Below are 22,187 nucleotides of genomic sequence, written 5' to 3' on the forward strand. Positions count from 1 at the left end.
TTCGTTGCCGTGTTAACCGAATTGGCAAATCTATTCTAATCAGTGTCTCGCTGCTCCGAGGATGGCATCCGGGCCGTCCGAGATATGCGGACGAATTTCCATTCTTTGGGCAGAGGTCCCAAGTACTCGGGTGGCCGCGTTGCATCGGTCAGACGAATGGTCAGTTGATCGCCGTCGATGGTAACAGGTCCCCATAGCGTCCGATCGTTGTACTGGGCGAACTGATCGTTGGGCAACAATTCATTCGCGGCCAGAGGAATCGACTCACCATTGAACTCAATTGTTGGTCCTGTCTCCAGAGAATTGGCCCGGAGGTTAAACGAACCCACAATTGCCTTGCCGTGACGTTCCTCCACTTCAAATCGCTGCCAGGTAAACAGCGACTTCTCAAAACAAAGTCGGGTTCGCGTATGTTCGTTTTTCGTGGCGGAATCATCCGACTGGAACTTGAAATCAGAAACTTCTCTCCAATTACCTTGCAGACGCTTCCAAAGTTCGATTTCCTTTTCGACCTGTGTTCGTGTCGAATTGGTTACCCTTGCAAGGTGTATCTCTTCGGCCGGTTCAAATTCCCAAGTTGTCGGGGCTAAGTCCACGAATTCGTTTGGCTGCAGAACCTTAGTTATGATGATTTTCAAGCGATCTCCTTCGATACGATATTCGCCCTGCATCACTGTTTGAATCGTCGTCACGCGAAACGGGTACGGTTTTCCGTTCTGGGGATGAGCGGTCGCTTCCTTCCCGATGATCCGTTGAAACACCAAGGGCACTGGCTGATCACCCTCCGAAGCACCAATCTCTAGCATGCCCATCATCTTCTGATCGACACCTTGATCGAAATCATGCTGCTGCAGCGTATAGCCTTGGCGATGAAAATGAAACTCACGTCCTCCGAAACGGGCCGCTCCTCCTTCCTTGGAATTCCCTCTGACTTCTCGCCAGCGACCTTGTAGCGGAAGGAAGTTTATCAAAGGAGATTCCACCAATCCCTTTTCACTCTCACTCAATTCTCTTGTATTCGTATGGTCTTGCGAAGAACGGAAATCTTGCTCCTTGTTGCCAAGTATCTCAGCTTCTACTTTACCCTTAACTTTCATCCTCCGCTCGACACCTCCATCCGCCGTCACAACAACTTCATTGGTACCTTCACTAGCACCGTCTTTTAGCTTACAAACCACTTCCAGAACCGCTTCTTGATGGCGAAGTATCAGCGGAAGTGACCACACCACACTTCGATCACCATCTTTGGCAGGATCGGTCCGGGATACCACTTGCAGATTTGGATCGATCGATACTTTAACGCTTGAATTCTTCAGAGCTGAGTATCCGTTATTCTTCACACGAATCACAAACAGCAGCGTCCCATCATCCTTGCTCCTGGCGGAACCATCAAGATCGAAGGTGGGTGGCTGCTCGGAAACATTCATGAACGGGTTTTTGATATCATTCCCTTTGATCAATGTACATGACTTCGCCAGGTCTTCGGCAAGAGGTGAGTCAGCGGGAATGTCGATATCGGATAGTTGCAGACGCCCTTCCGTAAGTTTCGTAGAATCGCAAGTCGCAGTGAAGATTCGCTTACGCTCAGTCGGGCCAAACGGATCCATCGTTTTACCAACGGCGACTTCTTCATCAAAAGTGATCGTACTCGCCCGTACATCTCGTGAAACCCATCCAGTAATGATCCTTCCCGCCCGCTTGCCGGTAGCCTGAAGCCAGAATCGATCAAACTGCACTTTAAGCGTCCAATCTTCGCTCTGCCAAACGCCTTGAAGTGGAGTCAATTCAGGCAGGAGGATCTCTGGCGGTGCTATCCGTCTCTGTGAATTAGAACGACTTGGACCAGTCCTGGACAACGATGAAGAGTCGACCTCCGGTTGGGATTGGCTTTTATCTCCCTGTATCGTAATCTTTCGCTCGAAACCATCATCCGCCGTGACCGTTACTTCACACGTTCCTTCGCTGACACCATCTTTCGGTTTGCAGACGATCTCCAGAAAAGCTTCTTGACGGGGAAGAATTCTCGGAAGCGACCAAACGATGCCGCCTTCGATATCCTTTGCAGGATCGGTACGAAAAATGACTTCAAAGTTGGAATCGACTTTGGCTTCGACCTTTATATTGGAAAGCATGACGGCACCGTTGTTGAAGAGACGAATCCGAAACATGATCGTCCCATCCGGAATCGTTCTACTCGTACCCTCGATTACGATGGTCGGCTTTTGACTGGGATCGGCAAACGGATCAGCGGCCGGTTTCGTCTTGGTGAACGACCAGGTATCAGCGACTTGCCCGGCCAATGACGAATCATCGGGAATATCGATTGCAGTTAAGTTTAAGCGTCCCTTTTCGAGTTCGGCAAAGTCGATATTGGCCGCAAGCAATCGTCCTTGATTTGTTGAACCGAATGGGTTTGCTTGAGGTCCGCTTACCTCTTCCTCAAAGATCACTTTTTCGCTTGGGGAATTGAGGAGAACTCTACCGGTGATATGCGCACCGTTATTTCTCATTTGCAGAAACTCGAACCGATTAAAGTTGACGATAAGCCGCCACCCATCGGCTTGCCAATGCCCTTGCATGGCTTGCAATTCCGGGGACACAGGTCCCGTTCGGGTAAACTTTGGTTTAACATCAGCTTGGGTGGTAATGAACAAGTCGCCATCACGGATGACATGCCGCAGCTTGAGTGGGTTCAATAACTTGCGCAAACCTTCCTCTAGGGTCAGCTCGTTCACATCACAGCTCACCTCCACCGTTTCTCGAATTCCGGCTGCATTCAGTGCCGTATGATCAAACACGATACTGATACCGTGCAGTTTTTCGAGAAAGCCAACGACCATGACCAGCGGTGTGCGAACGAACTGAATTCTTGTCTCCGAATGAAGCTGCTGCTGGATCTTCTCTACTCGCTTCGCATAGGCACGGTTCAGCTCGGCGATTTCCTCAGGCTTCAATTCCGCATTTTTAGAACTGCTCTCAGAGGCAGCGTTGGCCTCCTGCGACCCATTGGATTTTGAGTTGGATAGTTCTGTTTTCGTTCCTAGGCGCGGCGGATAGATGCGAGGGAGTTCCTTTATCCAGTTTGGATTCTCCCTGGCACCACTAGGACTTTGAATGCTGCGGGCTTTCTTTAGCTTCCAAGTCACCGGCAAAGGGCCGAGTTCGTCTGGAGGATTAATCGCCTGATCGATTGTGACAACAAGATCGTCCTCTGCCTGTTGGTAGGTGCCAATCAAGGTCTGCGGTTGCTCCTGGCGGGAAAACCGGTGGAACATAATGCGACTGGGAGCACCGCCGTTCCCAACTTCGATATCAACCATTGTTCCAATAAACGATCGCTGCATTATCGAGCGGGTTGGACTGTCACGTTCGGTCTTCCAGACCAGGTTCGCGTTTCTCTCAGTGAGAATGAACTCCGTAAGATATGCTTTGCCAGGCATCGGCAGATCTGCCTCTCCGCCGCGCAGCTGATCCACGGCAAACCACGTCCCCTTTAGCTTTGCCAAGGCATCCGAAATCGGTTCTTGGTCATTGAATTTCTTGAGGATTCTCTCGCCAATCGCCTTTTGAAGCTCAACGTCTTGGCTCGGTGTGTTTTCGTTCGGCGACAACGGCATACGAACCCACTTGCCGCTTTCCACCGAAAAGATTTGGCGATGGTCAGCGAACTCTACTTCCAAACCGTCAACAGCATCCGGATGGAAACCGCTCTCGTAACGCGGGACATGCAGCGTTCCCGTTCCATCACGCGTAATATTTGGTAAGTGCGGCACTGCCAACTCGTCCCATGTGCCAGTCTCGGCACTGAAGGCAATCAAACGCTGATCGGCGAGATAGTAACCAACGCCCTGACCGGCCGTCATGGCATACAGTTCGCCTATCAGAGGTTGTGCTGGTCGATACGGGCAGAAGTTGCCTTGTATATCTGTCGCCACCAATTCCGCAATCGGATCTCCAGAAATGTTAAAACCAACAAATCCGGTCTCGGCAGGCGAGTCGCCGGTTGTGACTTCCTGGACTTTCAAACCGGCGGAAAACTGATACCGATGCCAGGTATCGGATGTCTTTGTGTAAGTGAAATAAAGATTGTCTCGCTTCCGGACAAAGACCTGAAATTCGTTCAAGTCAACACTAGGTTCGGCAGTAACAACCTTCCCGTCATCACCAGGATCCCGTACCAGAACACCACGCTGCAGTTGCCACTTTGCTGGCAAGTCGATCGAGCGGAACGTCTTCGCATCATCACTCTCAACATCCAATGTCAGCTCGTTCCCCCGCGATTGAAAACTGACTTTCAACTTCGGCTGATCGCGAAACGCAAACTCAACGTAGCCGTGGTCACTCATCGTTCCCCAAATTTCGTCGATGACGTTTTGGTTGGGATCAACTACCTGCATCCCTACGTTCATCCCGATGAACCGAAAGCGGACACTCGCCAACGGGTCGCGATACGCCTTCAGTTCGTCACCGATCGGAGTAATCGCCGTCCAGGTTCCTTGCAGTGCCCGGATCGGAAACGGCAAGGCTTCGCCAGAGCGGTAGTTACTGAGGTCGCGTTGAATCGGCACACGAGTGTCGGTCTTCGTCGGATCGACTGCGTCGACCGGTACACCTGTTTCATTTCCGTTTCGCCCGATTCCGATATTGCGAAACAGCTTCTCATTCGCAGGCACGGACTTCGCTGATTCGACGATATGAACAAGCTTCTGATCTCCCCGCGTCAGCATCACTTCGCCATTCTTGACGTCCAGCCCGTCGTGCTCTCCTTCGATCTCGACCACATATTGCCCGGCAGCCAGGCGGACTTCGTTTTCTCCTTTGACCACGGTTAGCTGCTTGGCGATTTCGTTTCCCTGAGTAATTCGTATGGAAACATCGTCGGAGTCGCTTTGAATGGTGATTGTGCCTTGGTTGGTTTCCAGCACAACGAAGATACCAGCCAGCAGTAGCGCAAAACCGCCAAGCGCCGCCATGACAAGATTCCGACGCCGCGCACCTCCATCGTTTTCGGTCAACGGTGGTTCGGTCGGACGTGGTATGCCGGTAGGGTCTTGCAAGTGGGCCAGCCAATCGCCAAGCAGCGTTTCGACTTCAGCTGCCGATTGATAGCGTGCATCTGGTTGTTTCGACAGCAATCGCCGCACAATCTGATCGAGCCAAACTGGGATCTCCGAGTCTTGCTCGGTCAGGCTGCGGGGCTGGTCGCTCGTGATTCGGTTGAGAACGCCCATGGTTGTTTCCGCGCGGAACGGGGAATGCCCCACCAGCATCGCGTACAGCACACTGCCGAGACTGAACAAATCGCTGCGGGCATCCAGCGTTTCGCCGCAGGCTTGTTCTGGGGACATGTACTGCGGTGTGCCGACCAGCGTCCCGCTTTGTGTCATACTGGCGTCGTCGACGGTGCGAGCCAAGCCAAAGTCGGTAATCACCACTCGCTCGACGCCGTTATTCAGCAAGATATTGGCTGGTTTTACATCACGGTGAACAAGCCCTTGCTGATGCGCGGCGGCCAAGCCTGCGGCGATCTGACGACCGATTCGCAGGACTTCTTTCACTTCGAGAGGACCACTTTCTCGAATCCGATCTTCCAGCGAACGCCCTTCCAAAACCGGCATCACCAAGTAGGGCAATCCTTGTTCCTGATCGACCGTTTGAATCGGTACGACATGCTCGTGAACCACTGCCGCGGCTGACTTTGCTTCGCGCGAGAACCGCTTACGTGCCGCCGCGCTGGCTGCAAGCTCCGGCGAGAGAACTTTGATCGCCGATTGGCGATCGAGCGATGGATCGTACCCACGCATCACAATGCCAGTGCCGCCCCGACCTAGAATCTCTAGAATCTCATAGCGGCCAAACCGCCCGAGCGAGTCTGGCTGATCGCTCGGCTGGAGGAAGCCAATCCAGATCGAATTCTTCGAGTTCGATCCCTCGTGCGAAGTGGCCGTTTCATTCGGTTTCAGATAGCCACGCAGCTCGCTCCAATCGACACCGCATTCGGCCAGAGTTTCTAGCTTTGACTGACACTCGGTACACGTTTCAATATGCTTGGTGACGTCTTGCTGCTCTTGTGGACGAAGTTGATCGTGCAGAAGCCGTTCGAGAACCGTGTCTTCGTAATGAAATCGGGCTACCATCGCGTTAGCCTTTCGCAGAAAGGGACTGTGGGTCCATGTGCTGGACATACTCTTTCAGCTTGGCTAGAACTCGACACCGCGCGACGCGAATCGCCCCAGGTGTTTTGCGCAGATCAGCAGCGACCTTTTCGCTTGATTCCCCTTCGACACCAGTTCGCCAGAATGCTTGCCACGTGTCGTCGGTAAAATACTCACGAGCCTGGTTGGCGGCCCAAGTAAAAACCTCACGGCGATATTCTAGATCGAATAGCGTGGCCGATTCGGTATCTTCAGCGGCATGTTCATGCAGCAACTGCAACATGCGCGTGTCACCGCTACCCTGGGGCTCCTTCTGACGGGTCAGAAAGTTGATCATCAGATTTCGCGAAATCCGAAACAGCCAGCCACGAAAGCTGCCTTTTCCTGATTCGGGGTCGAAACGTTCGATCGCTCCTTGAACCGCAGCGAACACGTCCTGCACCAGGTCTTCGGCATCGGCATGCTGAATCCCCTTTCCACGAGCCAAGCGATAAACGAGCGGCTCGTAGATCGTCACAAACTCTTGCCACGCCGCTTGTTGCGATGTGTCTTGAATCTGTACGAGCAGTGATCTTCGCGTTTCTGGTCCTTGCACAAGCTTTCTCCTACCCGTTTACACACACGCGATGGACATGTGTTACAGCAGGCAAGCAGATTTTAGCCAGAAACTTCAAGCAATGCCCGAAGATTCGCCACCAAAGAAAAGTTAGCGACTACGATTCCTCTTGGTCACCCTTCGTTTCACTGTCCCCTTCCCCTGCCGTTTCTTCCTTACTAGCAGGCTCGGATTCAGTGGGTTGCGTAGCTGACTCGTCGGCCGATTCATAGAGTTTGGCCAGCGGGATTAGAATCTCTTCCAGCCGCTTCAGATAGTCTTCTTCCGAGTAGTCTTGCCTTTGCTGGCGAAGCTCAGCCAGTTGGCGTTCCAACTCGTCCCTTTTTTCGCGGAGCACATCCGAAAGGATGGTCGCATCTTCGCCTGGGACCAGAATGAACTGATTCGCGAACGTACCGTCAGGCAGCGTCCCATCTTTGGCGGTCTTAGTAATGTGAATTCCACGGAACCAATCAAACGGCGTTCCCTTGCCGTCGCCGTTGTCATCCAGCAACGAATGTTCAGTCGCTAATTGCGATTCTGATTCGTAATACTGCTGGGTCTGTTTTGCAGCTGCAAGCCACGCTTCCAACAACGAGGTGTGCCCATCCTTATCGAGGTCACCGGAAGCGTCGCCGATCGTTCGCGAAAGGTAATCGCCAAAGCGCGCGAAGTTGTATTCGTAACCGCTTTGAGTCGCCGTCACGACTACCCGGTTCGGGCCCGCAATCGCGCTGACAAACGGTCCACTGGCCGACGCACAGTTGACAATTGCCGTTCGAGCAGAAATCGGCTGAAGTTGTTCGGCCAGTTCGGCAGAGGTAATATCAGTCCCACGGAGGTTGAACTTCGCCTTCTTACCGTCAAAGGTTCCGTGTCCGATTAATACGAGCCAAATCGTCTCAGGCGGCTCTTCGGTGAGAGACGCCAGAGTTTCAAAAAGAATCTCTCGATCTGTTTTTGCCCCTTCCGTTCGCTCAGCCAATCCAATTTCGACATGGCGACTCTTGGCCTTCGTTGAAGCTTCTTTCCAGCGAGCAGCCCACTCGGTAAACATCTCGCCATATTTCGCTTCGCCAGGTTCTCCCACGACAACAATCACCGCCGTGGAAGAGGCCGCAACTTCCGCTTGTGATTCTACTTCGGCCATCAGGGCGAAACAGGCAACCAGCCACAACATCTTAGGCAAGTCCTTTCCAGCGCCGCAGTCCCCACTCGAATACCAGCAGACCAACCGCCAATAGAAACACAGCCCAAGTGTGCCACACCGAATGAATCTTCGGCTCAACCACAGGGATGTCGCGATTAGAGAGGGTTCGCACAAATGATTCGAGACCGCTGAGCGAGACCATCTCGCCACCCGATTCGCGGGCCATCGTTTCGAGAAAGTCACGATTCGGTTTCAAGGTAAAGAATTCATCACCGGCCGGCTCGGAAACCCAACCGGTCTCGGTTTGTTTAATTTCGCTTCCATCTGGATTCCGTGCTGTTACCTTCGCCCGATAAGCACCTGGCGTCCGCGGAACATAGTTCGCGGCATACTGCCCCGAGACCGCATCCTTCGGTTCAGCCGTCAGCGTCAACGTTTCCCCTGTCGGCGTGCTGACCTCGATCGAAACGCTGGCATTATCAAGCGGTTTGAAGTTCTCGTCGTTGACCTCGACAGCAATTTCCAGGGGATGATTGGGATCGTCTTGCTGACGAATTGCCTCCACCCGCACGCGCTGCGGGACATCGCCCACCAACCAGCGAATCGTCTGCCGCCAAGCTTTTTCCAGATCTTCATTATCGGGCGAAGCTTGATGCAGCTTCCACCGCCACAAGTCACCCACGAATAGCGCGCCAGTGCGTCCTTTACCGAACCGTTGCGTTACCAAGGCTGGTCGCTGTTCTCCCTGGGAGGTCTTCACCGACAGCAGTTCACTTGCCCCGGGCTTCAGCGAACCGACCGAGTTCAGCGTTCGTAGTTTTGGCATTTCAATGAGCCGCTGTAATTCTTCCTCTTGCGTCGTTCGCACGCGGACCCAAGGTTCCAGTAGCCCCTCGCGGGTGAGTGACAATCCGAACTCTTGTTGTTGTGGTGGTGACTTCACGCTGCTTAAGTAGATTGGCAACAATTCGCCGATCGGGGATCGGTGGTAGTCACCTTCCGCGAAAGATTCCATTCCACCTAGCATCAACAGCCCGCCTCCACGCAAGCTGACGAATTGCTGCACAAGCGACTTTTGCTGCTGTGTGAAAAAATCGGCTTCCAGGTCATCCAGGATGATCGCATGGTATTCGAACAACTCGTCGGCCGACTTGGGGAAGCCCCCAGACAGCTCTCCTTCTTCTAAATTACCGACCCGCAGCAGAACAGCTTCGTCGTATTGTTCGACTTGTTCTTTATCTTCGTCATCCGTGTTAGTAAAGATACGATTCGCGTTTGAGTCCTTTTCTCGGAACTGGAACTTTGGTTCTTTCTTAGCAATTCGAATCAAACCGTGTAGTTCCACTTCGATATCGTCGGCCAACGAGCGATTGAGAAACTTGAATTCCCAGTTCGGCCGTCCTGACACGTAAAGCACGTTGTACGGTCCCTGCCCGCGATTGACCATCACCATCCGGCTGTTGTTCAGCAGCGTCGACTCGGTACTCTTGGTCGCATCGGTGAAAAGTCCTTTCTGCGATTGGGCGTAGGCACGAACCTGATAAAACAACACACCACGCTGCTCAGGTTTGACCTGAAAACGAACCGAGAAAGCTTGGTCGTCACGGATATCGGTTACCGTTTGCGTTTGCAGTAGTTCCCCCTTTTCATCGAGAAGCTCCGCCACTACTGATTGCCCTGCGAAGCCCTTCCCTTCAATCTCTGCGGTGACTGTAACAGGGGCGGCTTCGAAGTTGGTTTGACTGGCCGTCACGCGCTGCACACCAATATCACTGGCCGTGTCTTCGCTGCCAAGCATCACAGGAAAGATGGGTGGATAGCTGCTCCAATCGATGTCCACTTCGGGAAAGTCGGTTGCATTGCCATCGGTGAAGAGTAAGATCCCAGCAATGGGACGTTCCGCGTACCGCTCGGCCATCGAGGTCAACGAATTGACAATCGCGGAACCACTTCCTTCCGCCGCATATTCCTCAAATTCACCTACCGGAACAAGCTGCTGATCAAACTCGTAGCGACGAACATCGAATTCCTGACCGAGACGAACTTGCCATGGTTGGCTTCGCTCGAGTTGTTCTTTCAGTAATTCAGCCCGAGTATTTGCCTCGTCTTGATCGGCGACTTGCAGACTTTGCGAACGATCAGCCACTACAGCAAACAGATTTGCCCCAGGGACTGGCTTCGAGTCGCTACGCATCGGCTCGACCAACATCATGGCCAGAAGAACAATTGCCAGCGACTTAAATGTGGCGCAGCAGGCCTTCAACCACAAAGGTGCCTCGATGCTTCGGTAGGCCCATAGCACGAGCAGGAAGACGCTCCCACCGAGTAAACAGGCGGGAACAATCCAGTTGCGAGCCGCCCAGACATTGGGCCATTCAAGGATTAGTTGCTCCTGGATCCAGTCGCTCATTCACTGCTCCCCAAACGTTCGTAATAGCGACGGACGGCATTCTCGTACTGGACAGGCACCGGATCCTTATCGATCGGTACTCTGGCGTCATCCTTGGTACGTTTTAGAAGTTCTTCGGCAACGCGATTTTGCAGTTGCGTCAATGGGCGAGCAATCCGCTGTTTGATGATATCCCATTGAGGTGGTGCCGACGTATCAAGAATTTCTCGGCGAATCTCCCGGGCCTCGTCACGAATACGCGCTGCTTCCGCACGAAGCTCAGGATCGTCGACGATCTCTTCGACATCTCGCAAACGATCAGACCAGTCGACAAAGTCGTTGCCAGAGAACGGCGCCGTTGGATCTAGGCCGCCTTGGTTGAGGAACCGATCGAGTCCACCACCCGCCATATCATTCAGTCCACCACGACTTACACCCTGCTGCTGGCCTTGTTGTTGTTGGCCTTGTTGTTGTTGACCCTGTTGTTGTTGACCCTGTTGTTGTTGACCCTGTTGTTGTTGACCCTGTTGCTGTTGACCCTGTTGCTGTTGACCCTGTTGCTGTTGACCCTGTTGCTGCTGACCCTGCTGCTGCTGACCCTGCTGCTGCTGACCCTGCTGCTGCTGACCCTGCTGCTGCTCACCCTGCTGAGCTGCTGACCCTGCTGCTGACCCTGCTGCTGACCCTGCTGCTGACCCTGCTGCTGAGCTGACTGACGGGGCGTGCCGTCAGGGTCTTGCTCACCGTTTTGCTCATTATCAGACGACTGGCCTGATTGTCGATTCGATTGGCGACCTTCGGCGCGAGCCAACTCTCCTTCCAGATCATCGTTTAAGCGTTCCAGTTCACTTAAGGCGCGACGCAAGGTATCGGTCTCGTCACCCAAGATCTGTTCCGCCGCCTCTTCGACCCCTTCTGCCAATTGATTAATCCCTTCACGGGCCTGGCGTTCCTGTTGAGCCGCCTCGTTCAGGAAACCGCGATCCAGCAGCATCTCGGTGTTTTCTAACGCTTCTTTGGGATCGGCTTTACGTGTGTTACGAATCGACTCGTATAATTTCTCCGCCAAGAGAGGCTGTGAATCTTCTGCTTGCTCGATCGTTTCTCGCATCCGTTCTAGCAGCTGTTCAAGTCGCTCTTGTTGTTGAGCCAGTTGTTGCTCGGTCTCGTCTTGACCGTCTGATTCTCGAAGCGAGTTGTTGTTCTCGTTCGAGCCGCTGTTTAAATTCTCAAGTTGCTCGGCCAATTTCTCTTCTTCCTGGACCAAGTCTTGGGCTTGCTGACGCATCTCACGGACTTGCTCTTCAAACTCGCCGGAGGCACGTTTTTGGAACTCTTCTTTTAGTTCATCTAGGCCACGTTGGGCACGCGTTCCCTCGTTGGCGGCTTGGGTGACCATCTGTTGTTCCAATGCTTCCGAAGAACGGCGGGTATTCTCGCGAGCTTCTTCCAATTGTTGACGCTGCTCGGCCATGCGTTCCTGGTTTTCAGGCCGCTCCATCCGCTCTTGCAGTTCATCCGTATCGCGAAGAATTTCTTCTTGCTCTTCGCGCAGGCGCTTAAGTTGCCGCTCGGCTTCCGCCCGCTCTTCTTCGGTCTCAGCGGCTTCCAGGGCTCCTTGCAGTTCTTTGATCCGATCGTTTAGGTCCTCCTGTCGCTGGGCGAGTTCCCGCAGGCGGTTAAGAATCTGGCGATCTTCACGTGCCTCTTGCTGCTCTTCGGTTTGGGCTTGCTGTTCCTGGGCATAGCGATTCTCGTCCTCGTTGAGTTGCAACTGCTGAAGTTGCTGCTGCGAGCGACTGTTCTGCGATTGCTGAGACTGTTGAGACTGCTGCTGGGATTGCTGCGATTGAACAACTTCATGCTCGCGGGCTCTAAGCCGAAGCAGACCTTGGTAGGCGGCTTGCTCCAATTGCAAGGCAGGCTTCAGCTTCTCGATTGCCGTTTCTGTGACAGCATCTTCCAAGGTGATTTGGGCCTCGGACATATTCTTGCGTACCGACATCGCGTGTTCGATCGATTCGACATCTTGCAGGTTCTGCTCCAGTTCTTCCAACTGCGTCAGGGCATCAATTTGCGACTGAGCGATGAGGGTGACATCGTCCGCAAATGTATCAGTCGGTTCCGCTCGTGTTTCACGACGGATGATCTTCCAGGTCGCATTGATGATTTGCTTCTGAAGCTCGGCCAACTGCTGAGCTTGCTGAGCGTTCTCGCCGCCTTGTTGTTGCTGCTGTTGTTGCTGTTGCTGCGAGCCATCAGGTGGTTGTTGCCCCTGGCGAAAGATTTCCTCGAAGGGTCGTACTTCGGCAAAGAACATATCGCTGGACGTTCGTCGTACTTCGCCGGTTGGCCCGATATCTTCGGCCCAGAAATACCAAGAAAGCAATTCGTCCGGCTCGGCTGCGAGTTCTTCAAACGCCAAGAGGTGGGCCGTCTCAATCCGTTCTTTCGTGGGGAAAGTGTCGCCGAGCGGGACTTCGCGATCGAGCTTGCCGGGGATTGAGTAGCTAATGCCGACGCGTTTCAAGCCAAAGTCATCCCAGGCAGAAGCAGCCAAGTCGACTTCTTCAATCGGTGACACTTCAATATCGCGAGTCGGTTGAGCCAATTTGATATCAGGTGGCAAATTGGCGATCATTGTGATCCGCAATTCGGGCGGATGCTTATTGGTTCGGCCAGCATCGTCGGTCAGGTGCAGCGTAAGTTCACGCGATCGATCGACCACAAACGTGGTGCTGTACGTCAGCGGATCGGTAGTATCGACGGCTAACTCGATTGTCTGTTCGCCCTCTTTCGTTTGTTCGACGAATTTAGCACTGGCTAGTGGTTTATTGACCTTGCAAAACAGAGTTAGCTCGGATCCTTCTACGGCCGAAACGCGACGGACGTCTTGGATAAACTTGTCTTCCTGATCGGTGTAATTCGGGAACACCAGCTTGGCATCCGTTTGTAGAAGCAAAGGATACTCGAAGACGGTCACCTCGAAATCGCGTGTCATCTGATTGGCGAAGGCCACACGATAACTGAGTGGTTGCGTCACGGACGCAATCCTTCCGCCAAACAAAGGATCGTCGAGCGACTGCGACATGCTGACGTTATGTTCCTGACCCTCCTCCGTCGTATAGGTCAACGTTGCGTCGGGAGGGAGACGATCGGCGAAGCGAGCCAACACCAGCAAACTAGTACCTCGCTCGATTTCGGTATCCCCCGGCTCGATCGTCGCTTCGTACTGCGTTCCACTGAGAACGACGTCGTCGAAGCTAAGGTCGGAGTCGGGTAGGTTGGCGGCAAGCTCCGAATTGAGCGATCCGAGCGCAATCGCGGCCAGGGCCATTAATGCCACACCAAGGTAAGCTGAGAACCGGGCCAGACCCATTTTCCCGCGGGAAACGATCATCTCCCAGTTATGACTTAGCGCGTGATACACCGCTTTATTGATGACTTCTCGCTGAAGATACCCTACCCGGCCAGTCTCCTTATCGGGTTGTTGCTCAACGGCCGTTACCAAAGCGGAATCTAATTGAGGGTAGAAGGTTTCGATCCGATGAGCCACGTTGCGCACATTGCGGGCCGATCGCATACTGATCACGTAAACGGCCAACGAACCCACCAGGGCAATCCCGGTCGCCCAATAGATGCCTCCTTCGACGATGTAACCGGTCGACTTGCTGGCGAAGTAGAGCAAGCCAACGGCGATCGCTCCCAAGATCCAGACAATGCCCATACCGCTCCAGAAACGGAATGTCCGTAATCGCCGAGCGACACGGTCGAGCTGACGGGTGAGTTCGCGATCAATCATGCGAGGTCTCCCAATTCCTGAGCGGGTTGATGCGTTCGCCGAGCGGCGAGCAAAGTTTCCACAGCCAAGAGCACCAAGACTGCCACGACCAGCCACTTCCAAATTTTCTGGCGGCTCTCTAGCTCGACGTCGCGCAGTTGTCGCATCTGCTCTAACTGCTCGGCTTGGGTGGGGGTCGTCCCCATGGCGATGTCGAACTGTTCCAATCGTTCGAGCGGTAGCGAATCAGTCTCACTTTCCGCGTCGGCCAGGTTCACCGCAAATGACGACTCATGACCATCGTGGATTAGCGTGTAAATGCCAGGCACAGTTGTTTCGGCGAAGGTTTCCGCAGCGTCCGTCAGTTCTAATGTCTTACGATCTGGCGTTCGCACACTTTGTTTTCCGTTGGCATCCGGCAGAGGCACGGCCTGATTCACAACATAGGACTGCGACGCTAATTGACCACGGGCCCCCAGTTCCAACCAACGGGACAACAGCGGGAGAAATTTGGTCGAAAGAGCTAACTGACTATCACTGCGATTCCAGCCAGCGGTCATGACGTATAGATTGCCCACGCCACGTTGCATCGACCAGAGGGCAGGTGTGCCATCTTCGAATTGAGCTATTACATTCGCACCGTCAACTCCATCCAAGTTCACCCTACGATGATCCCAGAATCGAATTTTGGTGAAATCGTTGTAACGTGCCGCTGCGAACGGTACGAAAAGCGGATGCCGGAAGTCGATGTGCCCCAGCATCGCGTAGTCCTCTTGGGAATCGTCATCTGCCTGTTGGCTGGGAAACAAACTGATTCCCCCCAACCATTCACTGACCTGGTTGACCATCTCATCGCTCTTCAAGACGACCAACGCATGTCCGCCGTGATTCAGATAGCGATCGATCTCGGCTTGCTGCTCTGTGCTTGGTGCTTGTGTGATCACCACGAAACGTGGCGCGGCGTCAAATTCCCACTTGGGACCCGTTTCCGCGTCGTAAGCTTGTACTTCGACTTTGCGGGCCGGTGTCTCGCCGAATGCCCGTGTCAGATAGAACCGCATTTCGTTCGCATCGTCTTCTGCTTCCGATCCGAAATAAGCAATTTGAATCTGCTCTTGAAGCGGCGGAACTACGAAGAACGTATTGTCGAACTCCATTCCTTCACCATCGCCGCGAAGTAGCAGCCGATCTGGTTTCGCCCCGCCAACATCGTAGGGAACGTCCAGGACCAAGCTTTCGCCAGGGGGAACATAAAACGCCACCGAGCGGGACTGATCGGTTGAACCATCGCTCCATGCGACTTCAAATTGTTCGATCTTGGCATCGGCAACGTTCCGTACACGTACTCGCGGGGCCCGTTGTTCATCAATGGAATCCTCTTCACTGGCGAGAATTCGAACACGGGCGTTCGATCCATCGGTCGGAGCCATCGTGCGAACGTCTAACCGGACCGACTCCGGCCACTGGCTGGTTTGCAGGGCATCTAACTGCGAGCCTGATTGAACGTCACTTACCAGCACAATTTGTAGTGCCGCGTGCGTCTGACGAAGGTCGTCGGTCGCTTCCAAACGCTCGGCCACGCTCAACAAGGCGCCGCCCAGGTTACTCGCTCCCCACGTAGGCGACAATTCGTCGAGCTTCTCACGCACCAATTCACGCCGTTGGCTGCGTGTGAGTTGGCCAGTCTCTTCCGGGGTGACCACGGTGTGAAGTGTTTCGTCGAAAGTAAACAACGACACCTCATCGGTCGGTTCCAAATTGTCGACGGTAGACTTGGCTTCGTCGATTGTTTGCTGCCACAAATCACCCCTTCGCATGCTGGCACTTTGATCGACAAGAATCGCAATGTGCCGCTGGGCCACATCCTCAGGGGATAGTTGTGCTTCGCTGCGGAAATAGGGCCGCATGAAGGCAATCACCAGCAATAAAATCACCAGCGAACGAAGCAAGAGAAGGAACCACTGATCGAGCCGACTCCGTCGCGTCAATTTCGGCGGAGATGGTTTAAGGAACATCAATGAACTGAATTCGTAATGGGCTTTTGGCGTTCGCCGGATCAAGTGAAACAAGATCGGCGCTGCGATCGCAGCCGCTCCCAATAAAAAGAATCCGGAAAGAACACTCATGAGCCACTTCCTGCAATGGGTGTCCGTTGGCGAACCGTCCCGCGGCCCCGCTTCATTCGATCCGCAAGCAGATCGAACAGTATCAATTCCAGAGGTCGATCGATTGAAATCTGATGTAAGTCAACTCCCAGATTATTGCAGATCGTCTGCAAGGCATTGGCGTGCTCTTGGAACTGGCCAAGATAGTTTTCGCGGGCTGCGTCCGGGTCGATGTACAAGTTTCGTCCCGATTCGACATCATGAAACATCGCCGGTTGATCGAATTTGAAATCAATCTCACGAGGATCAAGGACACGCAGGACGACCACCTCGTGCCCACGAGCTCGAAGATAGCTGAGGTTTTTCTTGAGCGAACCAATGGGAGTCAGGAGATCCGAGATCAACACCACGACGCCTCGTTTGGCAACCGTCGCCGCGATCTGCTCAAGCGGCTTTTCAATGTCGGTTGCTTTGCCCGCTGGTGCTCGTTCGAGACTCATCATCAATTGATGCACGTGGCCAGGCCGAAAGCGGGCCGGTATGCGGTCGGTAATTGCTTCATCAAACGTCAGCAAACCGACGGCATCACGCTGCAGCGAAAGAAAGTAAGCAATCGTGGCAGCAGCCGTTTTGGCATATTCGGCTTTGTCGTAGCCGACCGTACCGAAGCTCATCGAGCGACTGAGATCGACTAGCAAGTGACATCGTAGATTGGTTTCGTCCTCGAAGCATTTGATGAAGTAGCGATCGGACCGGGCATACAGTTTCCAATCGAGAAAACGTGTATCGTCGCCGGTAGAATATTGGCGATACTCAGTAAATTCAACCGAGAACCCGTGGTACGGCGAGCGATGCAATCCAGTGAGAAAACCTTCTACGATCGCGCTGGCCCGCAATTCCAAGTTCTTGATGCGCATGAGCGAACCGGGGTCGATCAACGCGGCCGAACCTCGTTTACCGGCGGCAGTTTTGGCTGAAGAAGTCGATCCGTTACTCATCAGGCCCCCGGTACCGGAATAGTCTTCAGCAAGCGATCAATCACCTTCTCGACGGTTACGCCTTCCGCTTCCGCGCGATAACCAACCAAGATTCGATGTCGCAGTGTGACATGAGCCAACGCCTTGATGTCTTCCGCTGCAACATGAGGCCGACCTTGCAGCAAGGCACGAGCTTTCGCCCCCAGTACTAAGTACTGAGCCGCGCGCAGCCCGGCTCCCCAAGTGACCCATTCGTTGACAAAATCAGGCGTGTTTGCCCGACCTGGCCGTGAGGCATCGGCGATGCGGACCGCGTAGCGCACCAGTGACTCGGCGATCGGCACCTTCTTGACAATACCGTGGAAACGCAAAACATCTTCACCCGAGAACAGAGAGTTAATCGGCTCGTTGGAGCGAGAGGTCGTTTGATTAACGACCGCAACTTCGTCATCCTCGGGCAGGTAGTCCATCCAGATGTTAAACATGAACCGGTCGAGTTGTGCTTCTGGAAGCGGGTAGGTCCCTTCCATTTCGATCGGGTTTTGGGTCGCGAGCACAAAGAACGGCTCTTCCAGTTTGTAGCGAACCCCGGCGGCGGTGACCTGATGTTCCTGCATCGCCTCCAGCAAGGCAGCTTGCGTTTTCGGCGGAGTACGGTTGATTTCGTCGGCCAAAATTACGTTGGCAAAGATTGGCCCTTTGGCGAATTGCAGCTTACGACGCCCCTCTTCGGTTTCTTCTAAGATTTCGGTACCGGTGATGTCGGCTGGCATCAGGTCGGGCGTAAACTGGATACGACGAAACTCAAGATCGAAAATCTGCGAGATCGAATTGACCAGCAACGTTTTTGCGAGGCCAGGGGCACCAGTGATCAGGCAGTGCCCGCCAGCAAACAAGCACAGGAGAAGTTGTTCGATCACTTCGTGCTGACCGATCACAGACTTGGAGAGTTCGCTTAGAATCTGTTCGCGGCCGACACGGATTTGTTCGACAACTTGTTGCTCGGCATCATGGCCTTCAGTCTCAGTACTCACGATGGTTGATCTTTCTCGCTGGTGCTAACGGAGGATTGGCCAAACGGCGTCAGGGCAAGTCTTAGTGGGTCATGGCATAGGTAATAATGTTGATTCCCAGGGGGTAAGCGAATCGCTCGGAGTATTGCTTGAAGTAGGTAGGATCGACCCCTTCCTCTTCCCATCCATCACCCAGATCGGTGTTATGACAAATAATTGCCATCATGCGGCCGTCGTCGTCGAAGATGCCTCGGTAATGCGGTTCTTGGGCGTCAGAGCGTTCGGTGGAACTGCCCCGCATCCAAGTGCCGATACTCACAATCATCGGCTTCTCTTGGAGGTCGTACACCAAGTGGAAGATATCGTGCTCGAGCGGCAACTCTTGCGGTTCACGATCGGGAAAAACCCGCTTAATATTCTGGTAGAACGTATACCACTCGTCCTCGCCCCAGAAGTCGTCGACCATCAGAAAACCACCGTTGAGCAAATAACGTCGCAGCCCTTCAACTTCGCCTTGCGAGAGATTCATATCGCCCGGTTCAACGATGTATAGGAATGGATAGTCAGAAAGATCATCGTCGGTCAATTCGACAATGACACTCTCTGGGTGGACTTCCATCGAAGTTAGCTCCCGCAAGCGATGCGGTAAATTCAAATCACTTTCCGGAAAGTCGATTGCCCACTTATCTCGCCAACCGTACGAGGTGTACTTAACTCGCGCAAAGCGAAATGCATCGTGCTGAAAACGCTCGTCGATCTCCCAGTCATTCTTCGCGCCCCGTTCCGGACTACTGCGATATCCGCGACCACCGAAGTTATCGCGCATGCGTCGGCCCCCTCCACCAAATTGAGCGAAGACGACCCCAGTAATCAGCGTGAGACAGGCAACCAAAAGCAGTAACCTTGCCGGTTTCGATTTCAAGATCATTCGTTGTCGTCCGGAAGCGGCGAGGAAGCGGGAATAGCGGAATCAGGAGTGTCGGCAGATGGGTTATTGTCCGGGGCGGGGCCTTGGTTGGGAGCGGCTTTTTCCGCCCCAGTTCCCAGAGGCGTGGGATTCATCGTCTTTGTACTTGGTACTTCGTCCTTGAGGCTCTCCTTTTCAGGAGAGGACGGCTTGTCAGTAGATGGAGTCTCCGATGTTTTCGATTCTGAGGATGCCATCTCGGGGCTAATGGATTCCGCCTTGTTCTCAGCTTCCTTTCCTTCGCCTGGCGTCATGGGGGTGTCGCTCGTGGCATCTTCCGGCTTAGAAACTGGTGAATCAGCCAGTGAAAGGAGTAACTTGTGAGCGTCTCGATAACGAGGGGCTTCCTCCAATGCGAATAGGACGTGCTTGCGAGCTTCTTCCAGCTTGCCGGTCTCTTTCAACATCAACGCCACGCGATAGTGGATATCCGCGGGATCGTAGGGATCCATCAGCGTTAATATTTGCAAACCAGACAGGGCTACTTCGCGGTCGTCTAACCGCTCGCCAGCGGTCGCTAACAACTGATAAGGTTCAGACGTTAACGGATTGACCGCCAAAATTCGCTGAGCATTGGTTACCACCGATGCCCAGTTCTTCTCTGCCGAATGCAATTCTGCGAGGCGGCGATAGACGTCCAGCGCATCGGAACTCAAATCGGCTAGTTGTTCTAACACCTCGATCTCGGGCTCGGTTTCGCCTAATTCTTGATGGATCTTCGCTTTCATCCGCAGCGCGTTCCCCTCTCCTGCGTAATTTGGCGCAAATTCCAGCAGCTTATCTATCGGCTCTTGCGCAGCTTCCCACTGTTCTTCCCGCAAAAGGGTCATCGCGTACTGTTGCAGCGCAAGGAAGTTGTCTGGATGCTCACCGATCCACTCCTTCCAGTCCGCTGACTTGGTAAACGGGGGAAGCTCTTCGGATTCGAAGCTGGCGTCCGATGCGAACTCATTGGCACGCTCGCGGATGTATTTTTCGAAGACCGCGTCCAGCCCGTCCAAGGGAGCCGCATGGCGTGCTAAGGCGTCGTTGATCTGCAATCCCTTACCTAGGTCCACCAAGATGGCACGCAACGACTCGATCCCAAACTGCTCAACAATAAACTCAACCACGACCGCCGATTCGTAGTAAGCGAACATCAAATGCTGGGAACTGGGAGGCCGCCGGAACGCACTGCTTAGTTCGCTGACCGGTGTCAGGTCGTCACCTAAGATCATCTGGCGATACGCGGGCGAAATGGATTGACCCCAAGCTGGATTCTTGAGTCCTTCCTCGTAGACCGAGATTCCTTCGCTGAGCCAGCGTGGCATCTTGTTGCGTGTCTTGGTCAGCGTGACCACATGACAAAACTCATGCCACAACACCGCTTCCCAATTGGAAGGATTATCGCCGCGCGACGCTGGCGAGTTCATCGTAATGACGTTGCCAAAACAGACGCCCAGAAAGCCAGCTCCGCCAGGCAAGCCAAACGTCCGAATCGCGAAGTCTTGCTGCTTCGGAAAGATCTCGACAGCAATCGTTTCGTTTAACTCGACATCGTACTTTTCGCACAAAACCTTTTTCGCTTCACGAAGCAAGTCCAGTACACGTGGTCCATAGATCTCGGCTTCTTTGGCATCCATTCGTACAACAAAGCCGTCACTTTGAAGTGTGCGGAACTTCTGCATGTGTTCATGCAGGGTCGAAAGGTTGTGGGCGACCACGTTGTAGTTGTCGCGGTCGAACACTTCCTCTGCCAACCGCCAACCGGTGTCGACTTCACCAAGACGTAACAAATCGTTTGCCAGCTCCATCTTGGCCGGCAGGTAATCGCTGTCGAACGCCAACGCTTTTCGCTGAGATTCAGCCGCCTCAGCGAAACGATACTTCTGCGCAAGGTACTTGCCGATCAGATAGTCCACCTCCGGGTTGTCCGTCCAGTGACTTAACGCTTTCGCTCGACTATAACTTTCCTTCTCATGATCATTGGCCAAGTGAGCGAGCACCGCCTGCATCGCCCAAGCACGCGGCTCGGCTGGATTGACCTTAAAGATTTGCTCAAGCACCTCCTCCGTCTTGTCGTAGCTCTCGGAAAGCAGATGATTCTCGGCAACGAGCAGTAAGCTGGGCACATGATTCGGATTGATCTCAAGGGCTTGCTTAAGATAAGCCTCGGCTTTCTCCGCGTCGCTTGATTCAAACGAACGCGCCAGACCATACATCACTTCTGGATTGTCGTCGTCCGCTTCAAGCGCTTTTAAATAGTCTTCCGCAGCAAGGGCATAATCGTTTTTGGACAAAGCCAATTCAGCCGATGCCAAGTACGAGCCGACAAAACTGGGAGCACGCTTTTGTAGTTGTTTGTAAACGTCGATACGAATTTGCTTAGGATCGGCACCGATCTCGAGAAAGAACTTGCCGATGACAATCATCGTTTCCAGGTCGCGATAGGTTCCGCTCGATCGTTCGACGCGTGCTCCGATATCAGCGAGAACCTCATCCGCTTTGGCGGACTGCCCATTAAAGCGACGGACATCCCGTTCGATCCACATGAGCTTCATGTTGGAGGAGGAAACCTTCTTCGCTTCTTCCAACGTGACAGCAGCGTCGGCGTAACGGCCAAGGGCCATCTCGCTTTCCAGTTTCAGAAAACGCCATTCGAGCGAATACGAACCTTTTTCAATCTCTTGCCCGGATAGTTCGGCACACTCGGCGTATTGCCCGGTACGAAACAGTTCGCGTGTTTCCAACAAGGTGGCCGCGGCGGTTGAGCGGATGCCGCAAAGAACTCCCACGCAGACAATTACCCCAACCAACGTTTGAGTAAGTACTGAACGAGAAATAGTGGATCGCGACCTCTGCCTACGGCGCAATTCTGGCAAAACCGGCTCCTTCTTAGATCGACAACCGAGGTTCCGCGCACACGCCATTGTAGAGAGCTTGATTCGCAATAGACAAGAATTATTTATCAACAATGGGGACGATCCGTCCTTAACTAGAAAAGACAAACAAGCTTAATCGGTGCTTTTCCGTCAGAAAACTTGATCCTGACAGGCTGTGTCGATTACAAACACAT

11 protein-coding genes are annotated in these 22,187 nt (G+C 53.5%); all 11 read right to left on the reverse strand.

The genetic code is table 11. The features are described 5' to 3' along the window. Nucleotides 1-35: 35 nt before the first annotated feature. The 11 genes from C5Y83_RS10285 to C5Y83_RS10335 all read right to left on the reverse strand — a co-directional run bounded on the left by C5Y83_RS10285 (nucleotide 36) and on the right by C5Y83_RS10335 (nucleotide 21,906). Nucleotides 36-6,137: a serine/threonine protein kinase gene (locus tag C5Y83_RS10285; RefSeq protein WP_105329582.1), complete on the reverse strand. Its 6,102-nt coding sequence runs from the start codon at nucleotides 6,135-6,137 to the stop codon at nucleotides 36-38. Between the two features lie 4 nt (nucleotides 6,138-6,141). Next, a complete protein-coding gene (locus C5Y83_RS10290; protein ID WP_105329583.1) occupies nucleotides 6,142-6,750 on the reverse strand; it encodes a sigma-70 family RNA polymerase sigma factor in 609 nt (202 codons plus the stop codon). 118 nt (nucleotides 6,751-6,868) lie between these two features. Then, nucleotides 6,869-7,930, reverse strand: coding sequence for a hypothetical protein (locus C5Y83_RS10295; RefSeq protein ID WP_199195016.1), 1,062 nt, complete (start codon nucleotides 7,928-7,930; stop codon nucleotides 6,869-6,871). Nucleotide 7,931: 1 nt separating this feature from the next. Then, a complete protein-coding gene (locus tag C5Y83_RS10300) occupies nucleotides 7,932-10,310 on the reverse strand; it encodes a glutamine amidotransferase (protein WP_105329584.1) in 2,379 nt (792 codons plus the stop codon). Continuing rightward, a complete protein-coding gene (locus tag C5Y83_RS10305) occupies nucleotides 10,307-10,699 on the reverse strand; it encodes a hypothetical protein (RefSeq protein WP_105329585.1) in 393 nt (130 codons plus the stop codon). The genes C5Y83_RS10300 and C5Y83_RS10305 overlap by 4 nt, the downstream gene beginning before the upstream one ends. Nucleotides 10,700-10,719: 20 nt before the next feature. Beyond that, on the reverse strand, nucleotides 10,720-14,091 hold the full coding sequence (locus tag C5Y83_RS29390; RefSeq protein WP_158262315.1) for a hypothetical protein: 3,372 nt from the start codon (nucleotides 14,089-14,091) through the stop codon (nucleotides 10,720-10,722). Next, nucleotides 14,088-16,196: a BatA domain-containing protein gene (locus C5Y83_RS10315; protein ID WP_105329586.1), complete on the reverse strand. Its 2,109-nt coding sequence runs from the start codon at nucleotides 16,194-16,196 to the stop codon at nucleotides 14,088-14,090. The genes C5Y83_RS29390 and C5Y83_RS10315 overlap by 4 nt, the downstream gene beginning before the upstream one ends. Next, the gene (locus tag C5Y83_RS10320) at nucleotides 16,193-17,173 is read right to left on the reverse strand and encodes a DUF58 domain-containing protein (RefSeq protein ID WP_105329587.1); all 981 of its coding nucleotides are present in this window, start codon (nucleotides 17,171-17,173) and stop codon (nucleotides 16,193-16,195) included. Before C5Y83_RS10320 ends, C5Y83_RS10315 begins: the two co-directional genes overlap by 4 nt. Next, entirely contained in the window at nucleotides 17,173-18,186 is a 1,014-nt protein-coding gene (locus C5Y83_RS10325) for an AAA family ATPase (RefSeq protein ID WP_105329588.1), read from the reverse strand. Before C5Y83_RS10325 ends, C5Y83_RS10320 begins: the two co-directional genes overlap by 1 nt. A gap of 61 nt (nucleotides 18,187-18,247) precedes the next feature. Continuing rightward, nucleotides 18,248-19,093, reverse strand: a complete 846-nt coding sequence (locus C5Y83_RS10330) for a DUF4159 domain-containing protein (protein WP_105329589.1) — start codon at nucleotides 19,091-19,093, stop codon at nucleotides 18,248-18,250. Then, complete coding sequence (locus C5Y83_RS10335) at nucleotides 19,090-21,906, reverse strand: tetratricopeptide repeat protein (protein WP_233207181.1); 2,817 nt, start codon at nucleotides 21,904-21,906, stop codon at nucleotides 19,090-19,092. The genes C5Y83_RS10330 and C5Y83_RS10335 overlap by 4 nt, the downstream gene beginning before the upstream one ends. Nucleotides 21,907-22,187: the final 281 nt, after the last annotated feature.

The sequence above is a fragment of the Blastopirellula marina genome (genome assembly GCF_002967765.1).
In the GTDB taxonomy this organism is placed as follows: Bacteria; Planctomycetota; Planctomycetia; order Pirellulales; family Pirellulaceae; genus Bremerella; species Bremerella marina_A.

Excerpts from the sequence above, each read along its gene's own strand:
- C5Y83_RS10285 (WP_105329582.1), bottom strand. The coding sequence starts at position 6,137 with ATGGTAGCCCGATTTCATTACGAAGACACGGTTCTCGAACGGCTTCTG.
- C5Y83_RS10295 (WP_199195016.1), bottom strand. The coding sequence starts at position 7,930 with ATGTTGTGGCTGGTTGCCTGTTTCGCCCTGATGGCCGAAGTAGAATCA.
- C5Y83_RS10300 (WP_105329584.1), bottom strand. The coding sequence starts at position 10,310 with ATGAGCGACTGGATCCAGGAGCAACTAATCCTTGAATGGCCCAATGTC.
- C5Y83_RS10305 (WP_105329585.1), bottom strand. The coding sequence starts at position 10,699 with ATGGCGGGTGGTGGACTCGATCGGTTCCTCAACCAAGGCGGCCTAGAT.
- C5Y83_RS29390 (WP_158262315.1), bottom strand. The coding sequence starts at position 14,091 with ATGATTGATCGCGAACTCACCCGTCAGCTCGACCGTGTCGCTCGGCGA.
- C5Y83_RS10315 (WP_105329586.1), bottom strand. The coding sequence starts at position 16,196 with ATGAGTGTTCTTTCCGGATTCTTTTTATTGGGAGCGGCTGCGATCGCA.
- C5Y83_RS10320 (WP_105329587.1), bottom strand. The coding sequence starts at position 17,173 with ATGAGTAACGGATCGACTTCTTCAGCCAAAACTGCCGCCGGTAAACGA.
- C5Y83_RS10330 (WP_105329589.1), bottom strand. The coding sequence starts at position 19,093 with ATGATCTTGAAATCGAAACCGGCAAGGTTACTGCTTTTGGTTGCCTGT.